The organism is Ruegeria sp. CK2, assembly GCF_056536585.1.
Genome location: NZ_JBQFPW010000021.1, coordinates 24,769 through 43,145, shown reverse-complemented (window position 1 = coordinate 43,145; position 18,377 = coordinate 24,769). Strand labels below are relative to the sequence as shown.

Annotated in this window: 20 protein-coding genes; 6 read left to right on the top strand and 14 right to left on the bottom strand. The window is 52.9% G+C overall.

The genetic code is table 11. The annotated features are described in order from the left end of the window. The first annotated feature begins 275 nt into the window (after positions 1 to 275). On the top strand, positions 276 to 605 hold the full coding sequence (locus tag ACR0BU_RS22610; protein ID WP_298938311.1) for a hypothetical protein: 330 nt from the start codon (positions 276 to 278) through the stop codon (positions 603 to 605). Positions 606 to 1,392: 787 nt separating this feature from the next. On the opposite strand, the gene ACR0BU_RS22605 is transcribed toward ACR0BU_RS22610, so the two are convergent. Beyond that, positions 1,393 to 1,671 carry a hypothetical protein gene (locus tag ACR0BU_RS22605; RefSeq protein ID WP_298938312.1) on the bottom strand — a complete coding sequence of 93 codons (279 nt, stop codon included), beginning with the start codon at positions 1,669 to 1,671 and terminating at the stop codon, positions 1,393 to 1,395. 184 nt (positions 1,672 to 1,855) lie between these two features. Between ACR0BU_RS22605 and ACR0BU_RS22600 the strand changes: the two genes are divergently transcribed. Further along, positions 1,856 to 2,236, top strand: a complete 381-nt coding sequence (locus tag ACR0BU_RS22600) for a DUF6878 family protein (protein WP_480739105.1) — start codon at positions 1,856 to 1,858, stop codon at positions 2,234 to 2,236. Beyond that, positions 2,139 to 2,390, top strand: coding sequence for a DUF6915 family protein (locus ACR0BU_RS22595; protein WP_480755761.1), 252 nt, complete (start codon positions 2,139 to 2,141; stop codon positions 2,388 to 2,390). Before ACR0BU_RS22600 ends, ACR0BU_RS22595 begins: the two co-directional genes overlap by 98 nt. A 205-nt stretch (positions 2,391 to 2,595) precedes the next feature. On the opposite strand, the gene ACR0BU_RS22590 is transcribed toward ACR0BU_RS22595, so the two are convergent. Both ACR0BU_RS22590 and ACR0BU_RS22585 read right to left on the bottom strand, forming a co-directional pair. Next, positions 2,596 to 3,300, bottom strand: a complete 705-nt coding sequence (locus ACR0BU_RS22590) for a hypothetical protein (protein ID WP_480739108.1) — start codon at positions 3,298 to 3,300, stop codon at positions 2,596 to 2,598. Positions 3,301 to 3,482: 182 nt separating this feature from the next. Further along, a complete protein-coding gene (locus tag ACR0BU_RS22585; RefSeq protein ID WP_480739110.1) occupies positions 3,483 to 3,785 on the bottom strand; it encodes a hypothetical protein in 303 nt (100 codons plus the stop codon). Positions 3,786 to 4,183: 398 nt separating this feature from the next. Between ACR0BU_RS22585 and ACR0BU_RS22580 the strand changes: the two genes are divergently transcribed. Continuing rightward, on the top strand, positions 4,184 to 4,540 hold the full coding sequence (locus tag ACR0BU_RS22580) for a nucleotide-binding protein (RefSeq protein ID WP_480739112.1): 357 nt from the start codon (positions 4,184 to 4,186) through the stop codon (positions 4,538 to 4,540). Positions 4,541 to 4,760: 220 nt separating this feature from the next. On the opposite strand, the gene ACR0BU_RS22575 is transcribed toward ACR0BU_RS22580, so the two are convergent. The 8 genes from ACR0BU_RS22575 to ACR0BU_RS22540 all read right to left on the bottom strand — a co-directional run bounded on the left by ACR0BU_RS22575 (position 4,761) and on the right by ACR0BU_RS22540 (position 13,832). Then, on the bottom strand, positions 4,761 to 5,477 hold the full coding sequence (locus tag ACR0BU_RS22575) for a M48 family metallopeptidase (RefSeq protein WP_480739113.1): 717 nt from the start codon (positions 5,475 to 5,477) through the stop codon (positions 4,761 to 4,763). After that, positions 5,474 to 8,683, bottom strand: coding sequence for a type I restriction endonuclease subunit R (locus tag ACR0BU_RS22570; RefSeq protein ID WP_480739115.1), 3,210 nt, complete (start codon positions 8,681 to 8,683; stop codon positions 5,474 to 5,476). The genes ACR0BU_RS22575 and ACR0BU_RS22570 overlap by 4 nt, the downstream gene beginning before the upstream one ends. Beyond that, positions 8,680 to 9,519, bottom strand: a complete 840-nt coding sequence (locus ACR0BU_RS22565; protein WP_480739116.1) for a DUF3800 domain-containing protein — start codon at positions 9,517 to 9,519, stop codon at positions 8,680 to 8,682. The genes ACR0BU_RS22570 and ACR0BU_RS22565 overlap by 4 nt, the downstream gene beginning before the upstream one ends. Beyond that, positions 9,516 to 10,775, bottom strand: coding sequence for a restriction endonuclease subunit S (locus ACR0BU_RS22560; RefSeq protein WP_480739118.1), 1,260 nt, complete (start codon positions 10,773 to 10,775; stop codon positions 9,516 to 9,518). Before ACR0BU_RS22560 ends, ACR0BU_RS22565 begins: the two co-directional genes overlap by 4 nt. Further along, positions 10,768 to 12,288, bottom strand: a complete 1,521-nt coding sequence (locus tag ACR0BU_RS22555; protein ID WP_480739119.1) for a type I restriction-modification system subunit M — start codon at positions 12,286 to 12,288, stop codon at positions 10,768 to 10,770. Before ACR0BU_RS22555 ends, ACR0BU_RS22560 begins: the two co-directional genes overlap by 8 nt. A 60-nt stretch (positions 12,289 to 12,348) precedes the next feature. Next, entirely contained in the window at positions 12,349 to 12,654 is a 306-nt protein-coding gene (locus ACR0BU_RS22550) for a hypothetical protein (protein ID WP_480739121.1), read from the bottom strand. Between the two features lie 8 nt (positions 12,655 to 12,662). Continuing rightward, positions 12,663 to 13,316 carry a restriction endonuclease subunit S domain-containing protein gene (locus ACR0BU_RS22545; protein ID WP_480739123.1) on the bottom strand — a complete coding sequence of 218 codons (654 nt, stop codon included), beginning with the start codon at positions 13,314 to 13,316 and terminating at the stop codon, positions 12,663 to 12,665. 105 nt (positions 13,317 to 13,421) lie between these two features. Then, positions 13,422 to 13,832, bottom strand: coding sequence for a hypothetical protein (locus tag ACR0BU_RS22540; protein WP_298936872.1), 411 nt, complete (start codon positions 13,830 to 13,832; stop codon positions 13,422 to 13,424). A gap of 281 nt (positions 13,833 to 14,113) precedes the next feature. Here ACR0BU_RS22540 and ACR0BU_RS22535 point away from each other — a divergent pair, with 281 nt between their 5' ends. Beyond that, the gene (locus ACR0BU_RS22535) at positions 14,114 to 15,025 is read left to right on the top strand and encodes an ArdC family protein (RefSeq protein ID WP_480739125.1); all 912 of its coding nucleotides are present in this window, start codon (positions 14,114 to 14,116) and stop codon (positions 15,023 to 15,025) included. 14 nt (positions 15,026 to 15,039) lie between these two features. Here the strand turns inward: ACR0BU_RS22535 and ACR0BU_RS22530 are convergent, their stop codons facing one another. Together ACR0BU_RS22530 and ACR0BU_RS22525 are read right to left on the bottom strand one after the other, a co-directional pair. After that, entirely contained in the window at positions 15,040 to 15,777 is a 738-nt protein-coding gene (locus ACR0BU_RS22530) for a DUF2971 domain-containing protein (RefSeq protein ID WP_480739126.1), read from the bottom strand. Further along, positions 15,778 to 17,064: a phospholipase D-like domain-containing protein gene (locus ACR0BU_RS22525; RefSeq protein WP_480739127.1), complete on the bottom strand. Its 1,287-nt coding sequence runs from the start codon at positions 17,062 to 17,064 to the stop codon at positions 15,778 to 15,780. A 649-nt stretch (positions 17,065 to 17,713) separates the two neighbouring features. On the opposite strand from ACR0BU_RS22525, the gene ACR0BU_RS22520 reads away from it, so the two are divergent. Next, positions 17,714 to 17,947: a hypothetical protein gene (locus tag ACR0BU_RS22520; RefSeq protein ID WP_458904884.1), complete on the top strand. Its 234-nt coding sequence runs from the start codon at positions 17,714 to 17,716 to the stop codon at positions 17,945 to 17,947. A gap of 36 nt (positions 17,948 to 17,983) precedes the next feature. On the opposite strand, the gene ACR0BU_RS22515 is transcribed toward ACR0BU_RS22520, so the two are convergent. Then, positions 17,984 to 18,289, bottom strand: coding sequence for a hypothetical protein (locus tag ACR0BU_RS22515; protein ID WP_480739128.1), 306 nt, complete (start codon positions 18,287 to 18,289; stop codon positions 17,984 to 17,986). Positions 18,290 to 18,377: the final 88 nt, after the last annotated feature.

Here is an 18,377-nt window from a genome sequence, read left to right as displayed (position 1 = left end):
GTCAACAAATCCTCCGGTTCATGATATCCGGTCACCACACGTTCAGGCAGGCTTTCGGTTTGCCTATCAGCCATAGTTATCGGCTATTCCACAATAGTGCATCAGTATTGGCTTTCGATCCCCATATGGCCGAAATCTAACCATACCCCCTTGGTTACAGCGTGGCGCGGTATGAACGGGGGTTTAGCTCTGACCGCGTCACGCACCCCAATACTTCCAAAAGGAAAAGCAGGCTTTGGGTTGGGTGTTTCAACCATCACAAGAGAGGTCTGCAAATGAAAATCTACACGGTAACAACAGACGATGAGAATGGCCCCAACGTTGCTGTATTTACCGATGAAGCCACAGCAGATAACGCCGCCATGGACTTCGTTAAGAGGAATTGGCGGCTTGATGATGGTCCTATGCCAGCGGATGTCATCGAGGCGCTCAAGGCCTACCAGGGCAAAGACCCGGAGAACCTGATCTGGTACGAGAGCCACGAGATCGACACATCCTCGGTCACGCATCCTATCATCCAGTCAGGTCCTACGATGCTTACGAGGTCCGAGGCGAGTAAGTTGATCTTGCGTCGGCACAAGTTACACTGCTGCGCGACAATCTGATGGCCCCGTGCTGCATCCTTCATGTTGCGGAATGGCTTTCCCGGATGCAGACGCACTGGTGGAATCGCGGTTGGCATAGTGAGAACATGTAGAGAACATTTGCGGCTTGTCCAAATCGATTCTCGGCCCTAGCCTGCCTCGCTATGTGTAACCTCTATGCGAATACGACGACTCAGGAAGCCATGGGGCAACTGTTTGATGTCCCGCCTGAGCGGTTGTGTCCTGTTCAGTCGGGCCTGAGCCTGACAAGCGACCCGATACTGGTGCCGTAGCCATCCCTGATCCGATTCTCCCTCTTCCCATAGCCCAGGTGAGTGACGACTTCGGCCTTTATGTCTGCTGTGAGGATGCGCGCTGTAGTCACGGACAGACCTTTGCGCCGAGCGATTTGCTTGAGCGGCTAGGGATGACGAGCGCGACGTATCACGATGCTTTGAAACGTATGCGGTGCTCTTCGTGTGGTAGACGGCCGGTTGGTATCAGGCAGTATTATCGCAAGGGTGTGCCTTAGTTCCCAACGCTCTTCTATTGTCCTAAACGTGTAGGAATAAGAATCTGGCCGGTTAGCGAGTTTACCAAGATTGCGGCTGAGTAAGAGCGCAATCAGGGTTGGTGGCTGACCTGGGTCGCTGATAAATCTCGACAATTGCCGGTTTAAGCCTTGTCTAGCGCTGTGGTACAAAAAGTTTGGCGGGAAGGAATTCTACCGTCTGTCGCTCGATGACGGGACACATGGCCTCACAGCTTTTCCTTCCCGTTGTTTTCGTTTTGGATCTGCTCTGTTCTATCACTCCGATTGCGAAAACTCTGCAAGATGTTTCGAAACGGGGACGTCGTGGCGGCATAACCAGTCCCGTAGCACCACCCAGTGGTCATGTGGCGTCGCATCCGCTCGCCGTTCATGCAGTTCTGCCATGTTCACGTGCAAGCCTCGATACCACTGGATCTTCAGCTTCAGACCGTGCCCTTTGGACCAGCGTCGAAAAGCCATCTGCCAGTTGTCCGTCCGGGCGGCTTCAAGTGCAATATGCAGATCATGAGGGATGGTCTCGGGCCAGTTGGTCATATCGGATGTTCCGGTCCTGCTCTTGTTTTGAGCGCTGCATATAACCTTGGGAAGAAGCAATGCAAGACTGGCATTTCCGTGTCGGAAGAAACCCGCTGTTGCCCCTGCGGTAAGTGTCGGCTCAACAGAGAAAGAGAGACCTTTCGCTTGGGTGTTCCATATTTAATCAGGAAAGGAAAACCCAATGGATTTGTCTGAAATCAACACTCGCATGGAGCAAATGGCGCGCGAACGGAAGGAGCAACTGCAAGCTGAGCGAACAACGATGCTGGGCGTTCTGCGCGAGGCTGGTGTAACGCAGATTGAGGCATCGTATGACGGCTATGGCGACAGCGGTAATGTCAATGATGTGATAATTGAACCAAAAGGTACCAAGCTGGGTGCGGAACAAGACAAAAATCTAGAGGACTTCCTCTGGGGTATTCCGTACAGCCTACATCCCGGATTCGAGATCAACGAAGGCGGTTATGGTGAGGTGGTATGGGATGTGCTGGAAGACAAGATCGATGTCAGCCACAGTGACCGTTTTGTTGATACCGATCACTATAACCACGAGGATGTCTGATATGGCCCATTCCTGGCATCACGCGGAAAGCTCTGCGCGCAAGTTCGGTGGTGTTACTAACGATTATCTGTCGATTCACACTTGGTTCGATGAAACGAAACCCAGCCTCGCCTTGCCCGGACATAGAGCATTGCGTCACCACACCTTATTTTGACTCTATGGAAGTGTCTTATTCGTGTGCATGGTTCAACCGCCGACGCGCCGGCGGCAGAGGAAACCATTTAGATCGTGGTGTTACCTTTCGGGAATGAAGAATGTTGCGATCCACGCCGCGCTCTCACTCGGCAGGATCAGTCCCCTTTAGGCCTCCCTCTCACTCTTGGAAACTCGCCGAGGGCCTGCATGCTCGAAAGATCGTTTCACTTTCGCCGGTTCTCACGTTCCCGAGCAGCCAGTTCAGGATAATAAATTCGGTGAAACGACGGTTCACGCCAAGTCTGGACAATCAACAAGATGGAAGAAAATGCAAATCCGCCCAACAGAAAGCGACCAACATCGGATGGTAGGCCCCAAACGGTCAGAACAAGTGAATTTGCGTTTGGGACATAGTGGCCAGAAAAATAGTTTACTGCTCCCAGCAGTATTAAACTGGCCAGGAGATCGCTCAACTCATCTCGATCCCTGGCTTGGTTCAAATTTTTCTGCTGTCTGTTTTGATACCAATCCAGTGAAAACTGACTCTCTCGCTTAAGTGCGTCATCGAGAACGCGACCTTCGTAAATATAGTTACTGTCGCTCCAATTGAACTGTTCCGATCGACCAATACTGGGAATTGCAATTGTAATGAGTCTCAATAGCCAAAGGACAAACGGTAGAACCAAACCAACAGTCACACAAAACGAAAGTCCAGTTAGGATCACCCATCCGAGATTAAGTGGCGGGATTGTCCCAAATGCCCAATCATAGATTCCGATGGATGCAGACAAGATCATAAATGAATCCAGAAACACCCCCGCACATAGCACCCGGAGAACCCAGCTTAGTTCCCATGACTTTTCCAGAAGAATGGCAAACTTGTTTGAGTTTTGCCGGTTTGTATCTGATACGTGTTGACTGTCTGGCATGTTCGGGTTTGCCCTTTTTTTGTCCGTGCACTATTCGAATGAGCGGTTCTTCAAGGATAGGTCCTGCAAATCATTGAATGAAGATGGCTTAGCGTGCTGAAACTTTCCACTGCCTAGCGTAAGGCGCGCACCGCGGCGATCCATGAATTTATATAGTGGGGGCAGTTGCACTAGTTTTTTCCTTATCTGGACAACAGGTAAGTGAGGAACGCACCGCAGACACCACCCAAAAGCGCACCCAAGATCCCGGCGCTAGCCGCCCAAACCGTTACGCGCATTGTTAGCTTTTCAGTTGCAAGTTGATCACGCCGTGCCAACTCAGTTTTCACAAGAGCTGCCTGCCCTGGAGGCACTCCCGGCCCCTCCGCCTCAATCCAAAGCCTCAACCACGGCTCAGGCACTTTCCGAATTAGCTCAAGCGCTTCCTTAAGGGATTCCTCATTTCGAGGGTCGAAATCCTCAAATGTCTTGTGCAGCTCTTCCATTGGGGAATCTGCTCCTCATCGCCCGCATCACTTCTTAGGTTGCGGCCTCCCTCTTGCGCGAGCAAGCCGCATAGCAATCGCGTTATAGTCGCGCTGAAACTGTTCAAGCAACCCGGCCAGATCGTCACCCTTGCGATAAAGCGGGCTGCCAGCCTCTCCGCTGCTGTGGACATAGACAAGGCAGCCGCGGTTCCAAACCGTTCTGACGGTGGTTGGCGATGGTTCGAAGCAGAGTTCCGGTTTGCATAGTGGTCCCCATCACTCCCAAACGCCCCTGGCCCGAATAGCAAGAATAGCAAGAATAGCGAAAATAGCGGGAATAGCAGCCCAGCGGTCATAATTCCGCCCGCACAATCACATAGAGTTTAACAATCGGTTAATTCTATTTGAGTGGATTCATGCGCATTCTGTACAAGCTTCTTTCTGTCGTCTTCCTGTCAATCGTTCTGGCCGTCTCAGCGCACGCTGGCGAAATCACGCCACGAGACGCAGCCCAGCATGTCGGAGAGCTTTCAACTGTTGTTGGCGTAGTCAGCCAAGTAGCAAACAGCGGCAAAGGAACGACCTTCATCAACTTTGGCGGTCGATATCCAAATCACACCTTCTACGCCGTCATCTTCAAGAAGCATGGCCATAAGTTCCCAAGCGTCTACGGGTATGAAGGCAGGACCATTGCTATCACGGGGACTATCAAGCTGTACAAAGGTAAGCCGCAAATCATCTTGAGTTCGCCGGATCAGGTCCAGGTTCGATAGGCGGTAAAATTTCCATAGTCAGAGAAAATGCCTGATCCTTTCCGATATCACGGAAAGAAACCGAGCCCCGTCCCTTTTGTAGGCGGCTATCGGGATGCAACTCTTGCGTATCCCTCAGAAATCCACCGTTCTCTGAATCGCTCTGAATTTCCTTGTGGCGAGTTTGTGGCAAGCGTGCTCGCCTTTAAATTAGCTATGCGGCAAGCGGAAAGTGGCTCGGTCAAGCGAGCTGGCGCTCCAGCTTGAGCTTCCGGTGCTCCCAATCAGGCATAACGCGATCCAGAAAATCGAAGAATGCCGACCCATGATGTGGATGCCGAATATGACACAGCTCATGCGTTATGACGTAGTCGAGCGCATCGACGGAGGCTTTGATTAGCGACCGGTTCAGGATCAATTTTCCGGTTGGTGTCATTGATCCCCAGCGCTGTTGAAGGCGTCGCACTACGATGCTCTTTGGATTAACTTCTTCTGGATCGGGAAAGCGCTTTCGGCAAAGTTCCAAACGCTCAGAGAATTTGAGGTTTGCTCGTGTCTTGTACCAGTTATCCAAGAGATGCTTGGTTCGAGAATTTTCCTGAACTTTGTGGCTCTGCACTACCAGTATTCCGCGATAGAGCTTCACTTGCTGTTGGACGTGCGGAACGACCCTGAGTTTGTATTGACGCCCGAGGTAAAGATGGGTCTCACCCGAAACGTAGCGTCTTTCAGTGGTTCGCGGCTGAAACTGCCCGAAGAATTGAAGCTGTCGCATTATCCAGGGCGCGCGCTTTCGGACCTTCTCAAAAACACGTTCGAGCGAGGCGTCGATCGGGGCGACGACTTCCACGACGAGGTCGGGCCTTACGCTGATCGAGAGAGTTTTTCGCTCGCTCCGTAGTAAGATGAATCCGATACGCGTCTCTCCGTATGATAACTCAAGAGTTTCCGCGTTCATCCCGGGAACCTCGCTCGGGCGATGCGCATGATCTCAAGCTCGATTTCATCCAGCTTGTCCAAAGGCATGTCGATGCCTTTCTCATCTCGAACGACATCAAAGAAGAAATCGTCAATCGCGTTGCGCATGTTGTTCTGTGCAACTTCGTTCGACCAAATGTCGACGATATGATGTTCCTTGATGATAGCAACAAGTGAGCTGGCGATATCGGCGGCTGTCTTGTCGTTTGCGTGGCTGCCGATCGCTTTCAAAACGGGCTCGATAACTCCGAAAATCGCCTGCGCGTCATCGTCAGCTTTAATGCTGTCAGGCACTGTTCTGCCGTGGTCCTTCCGGGCCATTCGGCTTGCTAGGTCAATGACATTGTTAAGGTATTCCTTTTCGGAGATGCGCTTCTCACGGTAATCGCGGATCGTATCCTCAAGCATAGTTGAGAACTTCTTATAGAAGGAAGGGTCTTCCTCCATCTTTAAATTGATGGTGCGTTTCGTAGCGCTCGCGATCCTGTCGGCCTTTGAGGCAGCAGTAGTTCCTTCCTCTTCGATAACCGCCTTTAGTGCGTCTGGATCGTTGATGTTTACCGCTTCGATGATCACTTCTGCCGGTTTGGCCGTCACGTGATCGTCGAGAAGTTTCTGGATTTTCGGTTCGAACTCTTTGACGTCAACCGTCTCTTGATAGCGGAGCTGGACCGATCGTTTCAGTTCCGCAAATGCCTTCCAGTCCTTCTTATAGGCCTCAATCTTGTCTTCGGGGAAAACGTCGTAAAGCTTCTCGGATGACATTGAGATGTGAAGGCAGCGCGCGTATGCGCGAAGTCGCGCATAGAATTCGTGGCGCTTGGACTCGTCTGCAAGAAACTGTTCAAACTGCTCCATGTCTTTCTTGTTCTTGATCTCCTTGAAGATATCCCAGAGTTGATCATGTAGCTGCGGTAGCTTGCGGATTTCTTCGCGAATGTCATGCAGTGTGCCGACCAGATCATTCTGATCGAAACCTTCGAAAGCGCTGTAAGTAGTCAGCGCGCGGTCCAGCTCTCCGAGCAGGCCTTCATAGTCGATGATAAAGCCGAATTGCTTTTCCTTACCTTCATCTTCGAAGAGGCGGTTCACGCGCGCAATTGCCTGAAGCAGGTTATGGTCAGCAAGCTGTTTGCACACATAAAGTACCGTGTTCCGTGGCGCATCGAAACCAGTCAACAGCTTAGAAACAACGATTAGGATTTCGGGTCCGTTAGGTCCCTTGAAAGCGTCGATAATCTGACGATTATATTCTGCTTCTGTTTTGTAGGTCGCCATCATTCCGTCCCAGAACTTTCGGACGAGGTCTTTCGACTCTTTATCGACTTCCTCATTCCCTTCCTTGTCATCTGGCGGTGATACGATGATGGCACTGGAAACGTGGCCGATACCGTCGAGTACTTCCTTGAAACGCACAGCCGCCGCTTTCGAAGGAGCTACAAGCTGCGCCTTGAAGCCGGTTCCCTGCCAGAATTGCCGATAGTGTTCGGAAATATCAAAGGCTTTTGCTTGAATAGTCTGGCTGGTCTTCGACAACGCTTTCATCGCTGTGAACTTCCGTTTTAGGTCGGCTTTTTGCTCAACGGTTAGCCCTTCGCTGATCTTATCGAACCAGCTATCGACCACGTTGCCGCTTACCTGCTGTTCGACCATGCGTCCTTCATAGAGTAGGGGAACGACGGCCTCATCGGCGACGGCTTCATCAATTGTGTATTTATGGATCAGACCACCAAAGGCATGAAGCGTGTTCCTGTCCTTCTTTAGCAGCGGCGTACCAGTAAAGCCGAGATAGCAAGCCATTGGTAGAGCGCGTCGCATCTTCAGATTGAATTTGCTGTGCCCGCCATAGCGACCGGTCTGTGAACGATGGCTTTCATCGATGAGTACAAAGATATCCGCGCTCTCGTCCTGGAACTCTCTTGCCTTCAGCGCCGTGTCAAATTTGTTGATGATCGTCGTTATCAGCGGTGTCTTGTTTGCGATCAGATCGATAAGGTTCGAGCCGGTTGCAGCGCGAACCGGTTCCATCTCGCAAGACTTGAAGGTACCCTTAATTTGCTTGTCCAAATCGTCCCGGTCAGTGACGATTATCAGGCGCGGATTCTTGATATCTTTATCAAGAGCGAGCGCCCGGCCCAGCATGACCATGGTCAGAGATTTACCCGAGCCTTGTGTATGCCAAATCACACCGCTTTTGCGTCTGCCGTCTTTGTCGGTATCTTTGACTCGTTGGACCGCCTTCCGAATGCCGAAGAACTGCTGATGGCGGGCGATCTTTCGCACACCGGCATCAAACACGGTAAAGCGCCGGATCAAGTCTAGCAGGCGATCGGGACGGCAAAGTGCATAGATGAGACGGTCCTGCTCGGAAACTGCCCGCTCGCCCGCTGCAGCCAGCTCATCAAAGAATGGACGCGCATCTGACAATTCATCGGTGAATAGAACGTCTTTCTCATCACCGGACAGTGGGCGATTAATGACCGGCAGGATGTTTTCGTCACGATCCTCGTCGTCCCGCCAGACTTGCCAGAACTTGCGCGGTGTACCAACCGTCGCATAGCGCGCCTCCTGGCGTTTCATGCTCATTAGCAGCTGCGTGTAGTGAAAGAGTTGAGGGATGTTGTCTTCGAATTGATAACGTAGGAGCTGACTGTCTGCCTTTTTGAGCGACTCCGTCGGTCGCTTGTTCTCAATCACAACGAAAGGGATGCCGTTCACAAAACAGACAATGTCACAGCGCCGCGTTTGCGTGCTTGCCGTTCGTTCGACCGACATCTCGGCTGTCACGTGATAGATATTGTTCTCCGGGTTCTGCCAGTCGATGTAGCGGAGCGAGTAGCTCTTGCTGTCGCCCTGGATCGCCTTGGTGATTGTGGTCCCGAGCACAAGCTGGTCGTAAATGTCCTGATTAGTTCCCAGAAGGCCTTTAAGTTTGTCTGGTGTTGGCTTCAGGCGGCGCAGTGCCTCGTGGGCGTCTTCGAGATCGAATGAGTATTCTTTCCCGCGGTAGGTGAAAGCGTTCAACTTGAGCAACTGCTCGATAATGATGTCATCAAGCACGACGTTGCGTTTTCTGCCGCGCAACTGATTGGCCTCAGCCTGTGAGAGCGGCTGAAAACCGAGTGCGATCAGCGTCTGCAGCGCAGGGATTTGTGACTGGTACTTTTCTGCGGGGTCGAAGGTCACAATTGCCACCCCGCATGTTTCGCTTGCCCAAAAAACTGCACGCAGGGAGCGTCGGGGCACCGGCCAATTCTCTCTCGCGCTCCGTCAAGTGTCGCCACCAGGCCTGCATAATAGGTTTGCTCTCCGACCCAAGCTTCTGCCTCGGTGGTCAACTCAAGATGGCGTCGGTAGACATACGAGATCGCATCAGCAACCTGAACAAGAGACGAGTGGTTTGACTTTATTGCGAATGACGTGTTGACGATTTGATCGAAACGGTTCTTGGCCGTTCTTCCAACCCACGTGAGCTTCCCGCGCCTCCGCACCTGAACCTGGTACAAGCCGTCATACCAAGGATCGCAGTCATAGAGTGCGTCGGAATATTGGGGCATGTCGACTTTATTGTCGTCCATAATGACAACGGTGAGCCCCTTGCTGTTTTTAACACCCTGCATCCTTTTTTGCACGAGGCCACTCGTGAAAATTGCAGAGCCTATCCAGTAGCTGTTGTTGAAGGGATGTCCGTGACCGGCTGCGACCGCAGCGTCGAATTCCTGGAACGACAAGCCGATCCCGAAAATCTTCCCGCCGTTCGCTACAGCAAGCTTACAGATTTCAGTAAGAAACTGTTTTCGCTCTTCAGCATCGATATGCCGCCAAGCACCTGATCCGTTGATAAACCGCTTGGTTTTCAGCTCCGTTCGCGAACCGGGGTGACGCGCGAACAGTCCTTCGAGCTTTTCGTCGAAGTCAGCAGTTTTCTTGCGGAGCTTGTATGCATCAACCATCAGGCCGCACATCGCGAAGACGTCACCTTGGTCTCGTGCACCGCTCTCATCGACATAGATGAACTTCATGCGGCAACCTCTTCGTCGCCCGAGGCCTCGATGCGCCACTCGCCGGTCAGAAGTTTCTGCATTAGGCCGCGCTTTTGTTCCGTCAGAGCTTTGATCTCAGCATCCAGACAGGCCAACTCGGCGTGTGAGGCGTTCACTACATCGGCGATTGCAGTCTGCTCGTCCGGGTCCATTGGCAGATTAAGCTTTCCTTCGAGGAACTGTTTGTTCGTGACGGCAATCGTGTTCTTGGCACCCTTTTGTACGAGGGGGTGAAGATAATTACGCGCGGCCAAAGCGGACTCGAAAAGGGCGTCGAGGATCACACCAAGTGCATAGCTCCGAGGCGTGAAGACACCGTAGAGCGGAGAGACGATCACCTCGCTGTCGATCTTGCTCTGTTTGATGATGCCGAGCGGGAAGTGGCCCGTGGGGCTCTTGGTGTAGACGATATCGCCGGGCTGCACACGGTTGTAGTGGTCGGTGTTCGCCGCCGAGAACGATCGCCCGAGATGTTCGACTTGGTTAACCAACCCCTTGTGCACCGACACCGAATAAACCTCTTCAGTGCCCGTAGGCTTTAAGCCATGTTCTTGCAGAACGTTACTCAGGGGCACCTTGCGCCATTCATCCGCGAAGCCTGGCAAGCGAACCTTTCCGGTAAAGAGATGCGTCCGAAACCAAACTCGACGACGGATATTGAGCGCTCGTAGTGCGTTGAGTTTTTCGAGCGCCTCGTCCCAAGCCCCCAGGATCGCGGCAATCTTTCGTTGTTCTGGGAGCGGAGGAATCGCCACTGGAATCTCACAGAGTCTGTCCTGCGAGATATTTTTCATGGTGCTTTGCGTTCCGGTCGCACGGTACCTCACGTGGCGCTTAAAGTTCTCCGATTGTAAGACTGCATCAAGCCAGCCGAGGTCCACGGATGGGGACGGGTCAAGTTCCCATAGCAAATCAGAAAGATAGAGTTCAGGGGCATCATCTTTAATACGTGCGCAAGATCCAATCACGTCTTCGGAATTCTTCCGACAGAAAATGAAAGTGTCCTTGCGGACCGGTGTTCTTAGACGATTGTGTTGTTCCGGCGGAACATACTTGTTTCGCCTCGGCTCAAATACGCTGGAAAGCACAGCGCCTGTTTTTAGCACTCCAAGTTCACTTTGAACAACCTCACGCTCCTCGCATTTCACACTGAACCCACCAGAAACCCCAGCAATGACATCAGCCAAGGTGCCAGCACGCCAATTTTCTGGTACATCCAGAGCAGTATTAAGCATTGATCCCAAGCTCCTTCAGGTAACTGGCCATCTTGGTGCGGACGTCGGCGAGTTCGGCTTCAATACGGACGATGTCTTTCTGGACTTCGGCGACGTCGATTTCTTCTTCGGGTTCGAATGTGTCGACGTAGCGGGGGATGTTGAGATTGAAGTCGTTCTCGGCGATCTCTTCAGGCGTCGCGAGGTGAGAATACTTTTCGGTGACTTTGCGCTCTCTGTGGTGCTCAAGGACTTTCTTGATGTGGCTGTCCTCGTCCATCACGTTCACGGTCTTGCCGGGCGTAAATTCTTTGCTCGCGTCGATGAACAGCACATCTTTGCGGTCTTCATTTTCTCCACCCTCTTCGCGTGAGCGATCGAAGATCAGGATAGCGACCGGGATACCGGTGGTGGTAAACAAATTGGCAGGTAAGCCAATGACAGCATCGAGCAGATTTTCTTCAATCAGTTGCTGGCGGATTTTGCCTTCAGCGCCGCCACGAAACAGAACGCCGTGTGGAACAATCACTGCGACACGGCCTGACTGGCGCTTAGCGATCTCGATCATGTGCGTGATGAAGGCATAGTCGCCTTTGGATTTGGGCGGTATGCCGCGCCAGAAACGATTGAATTGATCGTGTTCGGCGTTGTCTGCGCCCCACTTGTCGAGCGAGAAGGGCGGATTGGCGACAACAACGTCGTAGCGCTGGAGATGATCCCCCTCGACCAAGGCCGGGCTGTTTAATGTATCGCACCACTCGATCTTCGCCGCGTCTTTGGAGTGCAAGAACATGTTCATGCGGGCCAGCGCCCAGGTCGCACCGTTCACTTCCTGGCCGTATAGCGCATAGTTGTCAGAGCCGACTTCTTCGGCGGCGCGGATCAGCAACGAACCCGAGCCGCAGGCCGGATCGCAGATTGTGTCGCCTGGCTTCGGTGTAGCAAGCTTGGCCAGTAATCCAGAAACGGCACTTGGGGTGTAGAACTCACCTGCTTTTTTACCGGCGTCGGAGGCGAAACGGGATATTAGATAGATATAGCACTCGCCGATGATGTCCTCGGTCACGCGCGAGGGGCTAAGGTCCAGTGCTGGTTTGTTAAAGTCGTCCAGCATGTGCTTCAGGCGACGGTTACGGTCCTTGGTTCGCCCCAGATTGGATTCAGAATTGAAGTCGATGTTACGGAACACGCCTTCGAGTTTTGTCCGGTTGGCATCTTCGATTTTCTCCAACGCGATATTGATCAACTCACCGATATTCGGCTCATCGCGCTGCTCATAAAGGTCATAAAAACTCGCACCGTCCGGCAGGTTGAACCGCTCGCGTTCCATGCGGCGACGTATGCGAGTCTCATCACCGCTGAATTGCTTTTTGTAAGTCTCAAAGTGATCATTCCAAAGATCGGAAATGTACTTAAGAAAAAGCATCACAAGGATGTAGTCTTTGTATTGTCCTGCATCCACGACGCCACGGAACGTATCGCAAGCAGCCCAGGCTGTTTGGTTAACTTCCTGTTGGGTTAATTTATTGCTCATCTCAATGTCCTCTTCGTCTTCTATATTGGGGCGGGCTATGTGCCCGCCCCAAATTGTTTTTCAGATCGTTCCACAGGGGGGATTGAACGTGCCGCGCAGTTCTTTCTCGATCAGCATCCTGTTGTGCTGATCCGCATAGATTCCTGCGACGGTGAGTTCGGAGTGACTTTGGCCGCGCCAGCAGGGCGCACGATCGTGGTTAGCTACGCGCTCCCTGATATTTGCGGATTCGCCGACATCGACGACGTTCCAGGTAGTGACCCCATTGCCGCGCCCGAGGATCACATAGACCCCCGACCGCGCCTGCAGATCATCTGCATTGCCGAAGGGACCATCGGCATGGTAGTTTCCAACTTGAATGGACATGTTGCACCTCATAGGTTTGTCCGTTTCGACTTGCCCGCCGGATTTTTGATCTGACGGGCGGCTGATTGCCCAGCTCCATTGCCGTGGGGCTGGGCTTTTCGTACCTGCTCTAGCAGGACGAAACTCGTGAATAGCTTTTTCTTCTGAGCGAGATCGATCATCAGCGCGTCTTCGCGCTTCGCAAGCGCGTCGACCTCGACGATCCGCTGCTGCGTTGCAAGGTCCGGCAACGGAACCTCTAGATTATCTAGGCAGCCCTTGGGGATCATGCGCAGGCGCGTTCCCCGGGCGTGTTTATCAAAGTGAAGCTGTGCCGGGCGCTGATTGATGTACCAAGCGATATATCTACCGTCCGCAAGTGAGGGGTCGGGCCGCAAAACGATCAGGGGCAGGATTGCCACCGCCGCGCCATTTGAATCTGGTGCCACTGATACAGCCGTGTTTCGCTCACCTCTAGAGCGGAACAGGACATCGCCAGCGCCAGCCCAATAACGCTCGAACGACGGCCCAAGGGCGTACTGCGAAGCTTCTGCAGGATCGAAATCATCTTCGCCCTGAAGGTCGCGAAGCTGGACTGCGGGAACTCCGCCCTTACTGGTCGGATTGAGCCGTGACCGGGCAGTATAGCCGCTCTGGACATCGCAAATTGCCGAAAGCTTCATATTTTTTACGCTGTAATTCATGCAACAGAGGATAAAGATAAGCTCTGGGGTGAGTCAACAGAAAAAAAACTCTGTAGGTAGCTCTACTGCAAAATTGGCACCAATTCAGTGCCGGAGTGCGTCAATTGAGCGGATCGTTCCGTCTGCATCCTTGAACTTCCAATTGCCATTCCAGACATTCTCAGAGCCCGCCGCAATTGATGCGTTGAGCTGATTCAGCGTCTGGTAAAACTCTTCTGTGTCAAGGCGAAGCCAGCGCCCATCCTGAGCCACCGCGCGGTAGTCCTTGCGTTTATAGGTCCGGAAAATCTCAAAGCCCTGCGGAAAGTGCACGTCGTTGCGCCGGTCATGGTATCCGCCGCTCTCTTGCGGTCCTGGGCTGGGAGCTGCGTCCGCCTGCGGAATTGCACAGCCAAGTATACGGCGTAGGATTCTGTCTTCACTTTCTTCGCCGTCTTGGCGTTGTGCCCATATAGCGGCGAAGACATCGGTCGACACGGGGATGGTGCGGGTCATATCTATTCTCCTTAATTCTGCAATTATCTATTTAATAGCAGATAGTGCTATAATGAGTCAAGCCGACTGTTTGCGGTGCTCGATCGCTTCTCCTTGACGCTTTTGTCCTTGTGGTTTGACGCTTTGTCTGGCCGGTTGCGCAGTCCGGTCAACGGGCTGCCCGCTCCGTTCATTTCATTCCCGTGTTGCCCGTACCCCGCCTTACGGCGGTGACCGTCCGGCTGTTACAACCGGCCATCTTCTTTCGCGTCCACAGGGACTTAAAACGAAAGGAGACCATCATGACCACGACCAAAACACCACGGCAGGACATCTATAGCCGCATCACCGATCAGATCATCGGTGCTCTGGAAACAGGTGTGAAACCCTGGACACAGCCCTGGAATGCCGCCCATGCCGCAGGGCCTGTCTCACGGCCACTTCGATTTAACGGCGAAGGCTATAGCGGGATCAACGTCCTGACCCTTTGGGCATCCGCGATGGAGCGCAGTTTTGCAGGTCCGATCTGGATGACTTTCAAGCAAGCACGTGAGCTCGGTGGCCATGTCCGCAAGGGCGAGAAGGGCTCGCCCGTCGTTTATGCCAATACCATCGTCAAGACAGAGACCGATGAAGCATCCGGCGATGATGTTGATCGCACCATTCCATTCATGAAGGGCTACACCGTCTTCAATGTCGATCAGATTGAAGGTCTGCCAACGCACTACTATGCAGTTGCCTCGGGTTCTGAGAATCCTGATGAACGTGACGCGAAGGCTGAGGCTTTCTTTGCTTCTGTAGGCGCAAATGTGGTGACTGGCGGCAATTCTGCATACTACCGGATTGATACCGATCACATCCAGATGCCTGCCTTTGAGAGCTTTCTTGGTGCGCAGCGTTACTATGCGACATTGGCTCATGAGAGCGTGCATTGGACGCGGCATGCAGATCGTCTTGATCGTAGTTTTGGCCGCAAGCGCTTCGGTGATCAAGGCTATGCCCGTGAAGAGCTCGTCGCAGAGCTTGGGGCAGCGTTTCTCTGTGCCGATCTTGGTCTTGAGCTGTGTGATCGTGATGATCACGCCGCCTATATCGGCTCATGGCTCAAAGTGCTGAAGAACGACAAACGCGCTATCTTCAGCGCCGCTGCGCATGCGCAACGTGCTGCAGATTACCTTCATGGATTTCAGGTTCGTGATCGGGCTGCTGCTTAGGCAGCCCTTTTTTCTCACGGGATTTCAATGACGAAGCCCTCAGGGGGCTTGTAGATCAACGAGCGCTTGATTCGTGTTTTATCGAATCCCGTTTTCTTGACAATGTCTTCCTTAAATCTGGCGTACTCCTCGGTCGACATCCTTGGGTCGAGCATCACTTGATCAAAGACGGCATGGGGATCAAGGGGGTACTTATAGACGCCGTTCTCATGGACAGTCTGACCGCCCTCGAAGAAAATGATGCGCACCTCCTTCTCATGCTCAAAGGCTTTCCGCTTGGCCAGCAAAGAGTTAGCGACTGCCCGGGCAGTCAATCCATCCTTGAAGATTGTGCGAGCAAATGTCTTGAGCTTTGCTTCGGTCGGGTAATCAACCTTGCCGATGTAACAGCTGTCGTTCTCGGTTCCCTTGTTGGCGGCACAAAGGCTGTCCAGCAATCTGCCAACCGTTGTCCTGACCCGCACTGCATCTTTCTCTGGTGAGTAAATGCGCCACATCGCGTCAGAAGCGGTGTGCAGCGTCCAGCATTGCCCGTAGAGGTGCTTGTGGAATGCGAATTCACCCTTCTCGCCGCTCGCTGTGCGAACTGGTGATCTGAGAATGAAATTCTCGAACGGATCGTCCCACATTGTGGGCCGGACGAGGGCGTTATTGGCCTCTTCAAACAGTTGAAAGAACCGGTCGCGCGGGAAGACCCGGTAGATTTTTGTTCTCCTGGTGATCTTTCCAATGATCGTGCCTTTGGAATTCATTTATGCTCCTTTCACATCGAAGCCGAGAAAACGCATCACCTTGGCCATGCGCCCATTCATCGGCGGGCATTCTTCTGGATTGATTGTGCCGTAAAGTTTGAGTGCGCAGAAATATCCAAAGCGCTTGGGCTTTACCGAAAGGTCATACAGCACGTCATGGAAGCGCTGGATGAAATCTCCCGGCCCGTGCAACAGGTAGGTCAGTGTCGTGCGGACTCGATCAACATCTTCGTCATTTGCCTTCCAAAATTCCGCCGGAAGGTTTTTCAGACCACCTTTGACAAACCGCAGCTGTTCCGTGAAGGCATGGAGTGACATCAGCCCTTGGGTGATCTGCTCTTTGTCGGCAGCCTTGATGGCTTCACGGGTCCCGAATGCCTGTTTCACGGTCCGCAACCACGAGGCATAATCCTCGGGAACTTTGTTGTTTGCCGCCGTGACCCATTCCTGCGCGTATTGCATGATCTCTTTGCGCCGTTCATCCGGGCTACGGAGCGGTGCGGCCTGCCAAGCTTCATCGCCGATGACATGGGTGAGGCGGACATAGTTAAAAAAGCGGTTGGTTTCGTTTGCAATCCCGACATCTGCAAGATCAGGGCGGCGAAAATCGTGTTCGTCCAGTATTGCGGTAACTTCGCTGAAAGCTGGGCGATATTGTTCGTAAACCTCCTGCCGGAGTGTTTCGAGAAAGACGCGTTCGCTCGATTTCTCGTGGCTTGCCACGTTGATATTGAGTGGTTGGGCTTGCCCTAGTGCCGCTTCGATCTCTTTCTCGGCATCGGGTGTTCGTCTTCTGAGATCCGTGTGCGTTTTCTCAAACAGGTCAAGTTTCTCGCTGGTCAGAACCTGCCCGGCGTCCCAAAGCTCAACGAATAACGCTCGTATGTCTTCGAGTTCATCTGCATCTTCCTCACGATCGAGCCGGATCACAGCTTCGCGGTTGGCACGTAGCCCGCCGTCAGTCAGGTTTGATGAACCAAGTAACGCAGCCTTATCGAATATAAAGATTTTGGCGTGGAAACGGCTGGTCAGATAACGGATCGCGATGCCCGGTATCTCGTGGATTTTTCTAAGCGCTTGGGGACTGGTGGCTTCGTTGAGCCCGATCAAAAGCTGAATAGTCTTGCCCCTCTGCGCTGCTTTGAGCAATGGCTCCGCCTGCGTGAAATAGGGCGCTGCCAAGTGCATGCGCGATGACCCTTCGATCGACTGCGAAAACGGATTGATGACGAAATCCTTGTTCGGACCGTTCGAAAATATCCTGCTTATTAATCTCTTCTCCAGCACGCACTAGAAATCCAAGATGCGCTGCTTTTTGCAACTATACCATGAGAGTAAATCATTGTCCTTAGTATGAATTCCGGCGCGTCCTGCAAGTCAGGACCGGGCTCTCGTGAACCAAGCCCGCGCTCTTTTTTGCGCGGTCTTGGCCATCCGGCGTCGATCCCTCGCGCTTTGGCCAATTCACAATCCAATCCAATATTCGCAGTTCTGCTCGTCGATAATAGGAGAGCGCAGCAAACACTCTTTCTTTGATCATCTATATATTCCCTTTTAATCACAGCCGATCCGTGCGGCGAGGCTTTGTTGCTGTGAGTAATTTTTTGGCGCGTATTTGTAATCCAGCGGACCCGAAGATCGGCGGATCAGGTGTATCGCGTATTCAGCGATTTTGATTTTATGGCGCGAGCCGGTGGGCTTCCCTGTAAATGTCTGTTTGGTTCGTGCGCGCGGTCTCTCCGCTCTTTCCAAAGTTTCGTTTCAACGACCCATGACGCTTACGCAGGGCGCGGCGGCATGCAACCCGCTGCCCGCTCCATTCGCTGCGCTCCCGTGTTGCCGGTTTCCCGCTATCGCGGTGCATGCCGCCTCTGCCGCCCTGAGTAGTCGTGCAGGTTCATCTTGAAACGAAGAAACCTTGAAAAGGAGAAGACCTATGAAACGCACAAACCAAAAACAAAAAGCCCAGGAAGCAAAAGCACCGGCCCTGATCGCCTATCATGTCCCTGATCGCGAGAACGCACCCTGGACCCGCATCGGGGCCGCCTGGGATCACAAAGACGAACGCGGCTTCACACTCCAGCTCGATCTGGTTCCCGTCGCAGCAGGACGTGTCGTTCTGCGGGAATTTGATCCCAAGATGATCGAAGAAGAAGAGAGCGCCGCTTAGGCGCTCTCCCATCTCTCACCGTGATGACGGCTTCCTTCAAAATGGGAAGCCGTCATCCATGTCACCACCTTGCGGTTTGATCTCGTCTTCGTGCCGGACGCCGCCACCAGGATCGAGATAAAGCTCGTCGCCGATGCGCTCAAACAATTCTTCATCTTCCCAATCCGGATCATCGATCCAGCAACGTGGCCCGATCTCATAGTATTGAAAATACTCTTCGGCCAGGAATCTGCTGAAGAGCTCATCGAGATAGGTTTCGGCATCGCGGTAGCCCTCGGCACGCGCCATATCGCGCAAGAACACGAGGTCTTCGCTGCTCAGATCAATTGAAAGTCTTGGCATGTTTGCCTCCATCATTGTGACGTGTTGATGGAAACCAAGATGGCGATGACCAGCCCGCTGCGCGTGAGCACGGACTGGTCATGGTGCA

Coding starts and splice junctions, on each gene's coding strand:
- ACR0BU_RS22610 (WP_298938311.1), top strand. CDS start 276: ATGAAAATCTACACGGTAACAACAGACGATGAGAATGGCCCCAACGTT.
- ACR0BU_RS22520 (WP_458904884.1), top strand. CDS start 17,714: ATGAAACGCACAAACCAAAAACAAAAAGCCCAGGAAGCAAAAGCACCG.
- ACR0BU_RS22550 (WP_480739121.1), bottom strand. CDS start 12,654: ATGTCCATTCAAGTTGGAAACTACCATGCCGATGGTCCCTTCGGCAAT.
- ACR0BU_RS22600 (WP_480739105.1), top strand. CDS start 1,856: ATGGATTTGTCTGAAATCAACACTCGCATGGAGCAAATGGCGCGCGAA.
- ACR0BU_RS22560 (WP_480739118.1), bottom strand. CDS start 10,775: ATGCTTAATACTGCTCTGGATGTACCAGAAAATTGGCGTGCTGGCACC.
- ACR0BU_RS22555 (WP_480739119.1), bottom strand. CDS start 12,288: ATGAGCAATAAATTAACCCAACAGGAAGTTAACCAAACAGCCTGGGCT.
- ACR0BU_RS22540 (WP_298936872.1), bottom strand. CDS start 13,832: ATGACCCGCACCATCCCCGTGTCGACCGATGTCTTCGCCGCTATATGG.
- ACR0BU_RS22565 (WP_480739116.1), bottom strand. CDS start 9,519: ATGAAGTTCATCTATGTCGATGAGAGCGGTGCACGAGACCAAGGTGAC.
- ACR0BU_RS22575 (WP_480739113.1), bottom strand. CDS start 5,477: ATGAACGCGGAAACTCTTGAGTTATCATACGGAGAGACGCGTATCGGA.
- ACR0BU_RS22605 (WP_298938312.1), bottom strand. CDS start 1,671: ATGACCAACTGGCCCGAGACCATCCCTCATGATCTGCATATTGCACTT.
- ACR0BU_RS22580 (WP_480739112.1), top strand. CDS start 4,184: ATGCGCATTCTGTACAAGCTTCTTTCTGTCGTCTTCCTGTCAATCGTT.
- ACR0BU_RS22585 (WP_480739110.1), bottom strand. CDS start 3,785: ATGGAAGAGCTGCACAAGACATTTGAGGATTTCGACCCTCGAAATGAG.
- ACR0BU_RS22515 (WP_480739128.1), bottom strand. CDS start 18,289: ATGCCAAGACTTTCAATTGATCTGAGCAGCGAAGACCTCGTGTTCTTG.
- ACR0BU_RS22595 (WP_480755761.1), top strand. CDS start 2,139: ATGGTGAGGTGGTATGGGATGTGCTGGAAGACAAGATCGATGTCAGCC.
- ACR0BU_RS22535 (WP_480739125.1), top strand. CDS start 14,114: ATGACCACGACCAAAACACCACGGCAGGACATCTATAGCCGCATCACC.
- ACR0BU_RS22530 (WP_480739126.1), bottom strand. CDS start 15,777: ATGAATTCCAAAGGCACGATCATTGGAAAGATCACCAGGAGAACAAAA.
- ACR0BU_RS22545 (WP_480739123.1), bottom strand. CDS start 13,316: ATGAAGCTTTCGGCAATTTGCGATGTCCAGAGCGGCTATACTGCCCGG.
- ACR0BU_RS22590 (WP_480739108.1), bottom strand. CDS start 3,300: ATGCCAGACAGTCAACACGTATCAGATACAAACCGGCAAAACTCAAAC.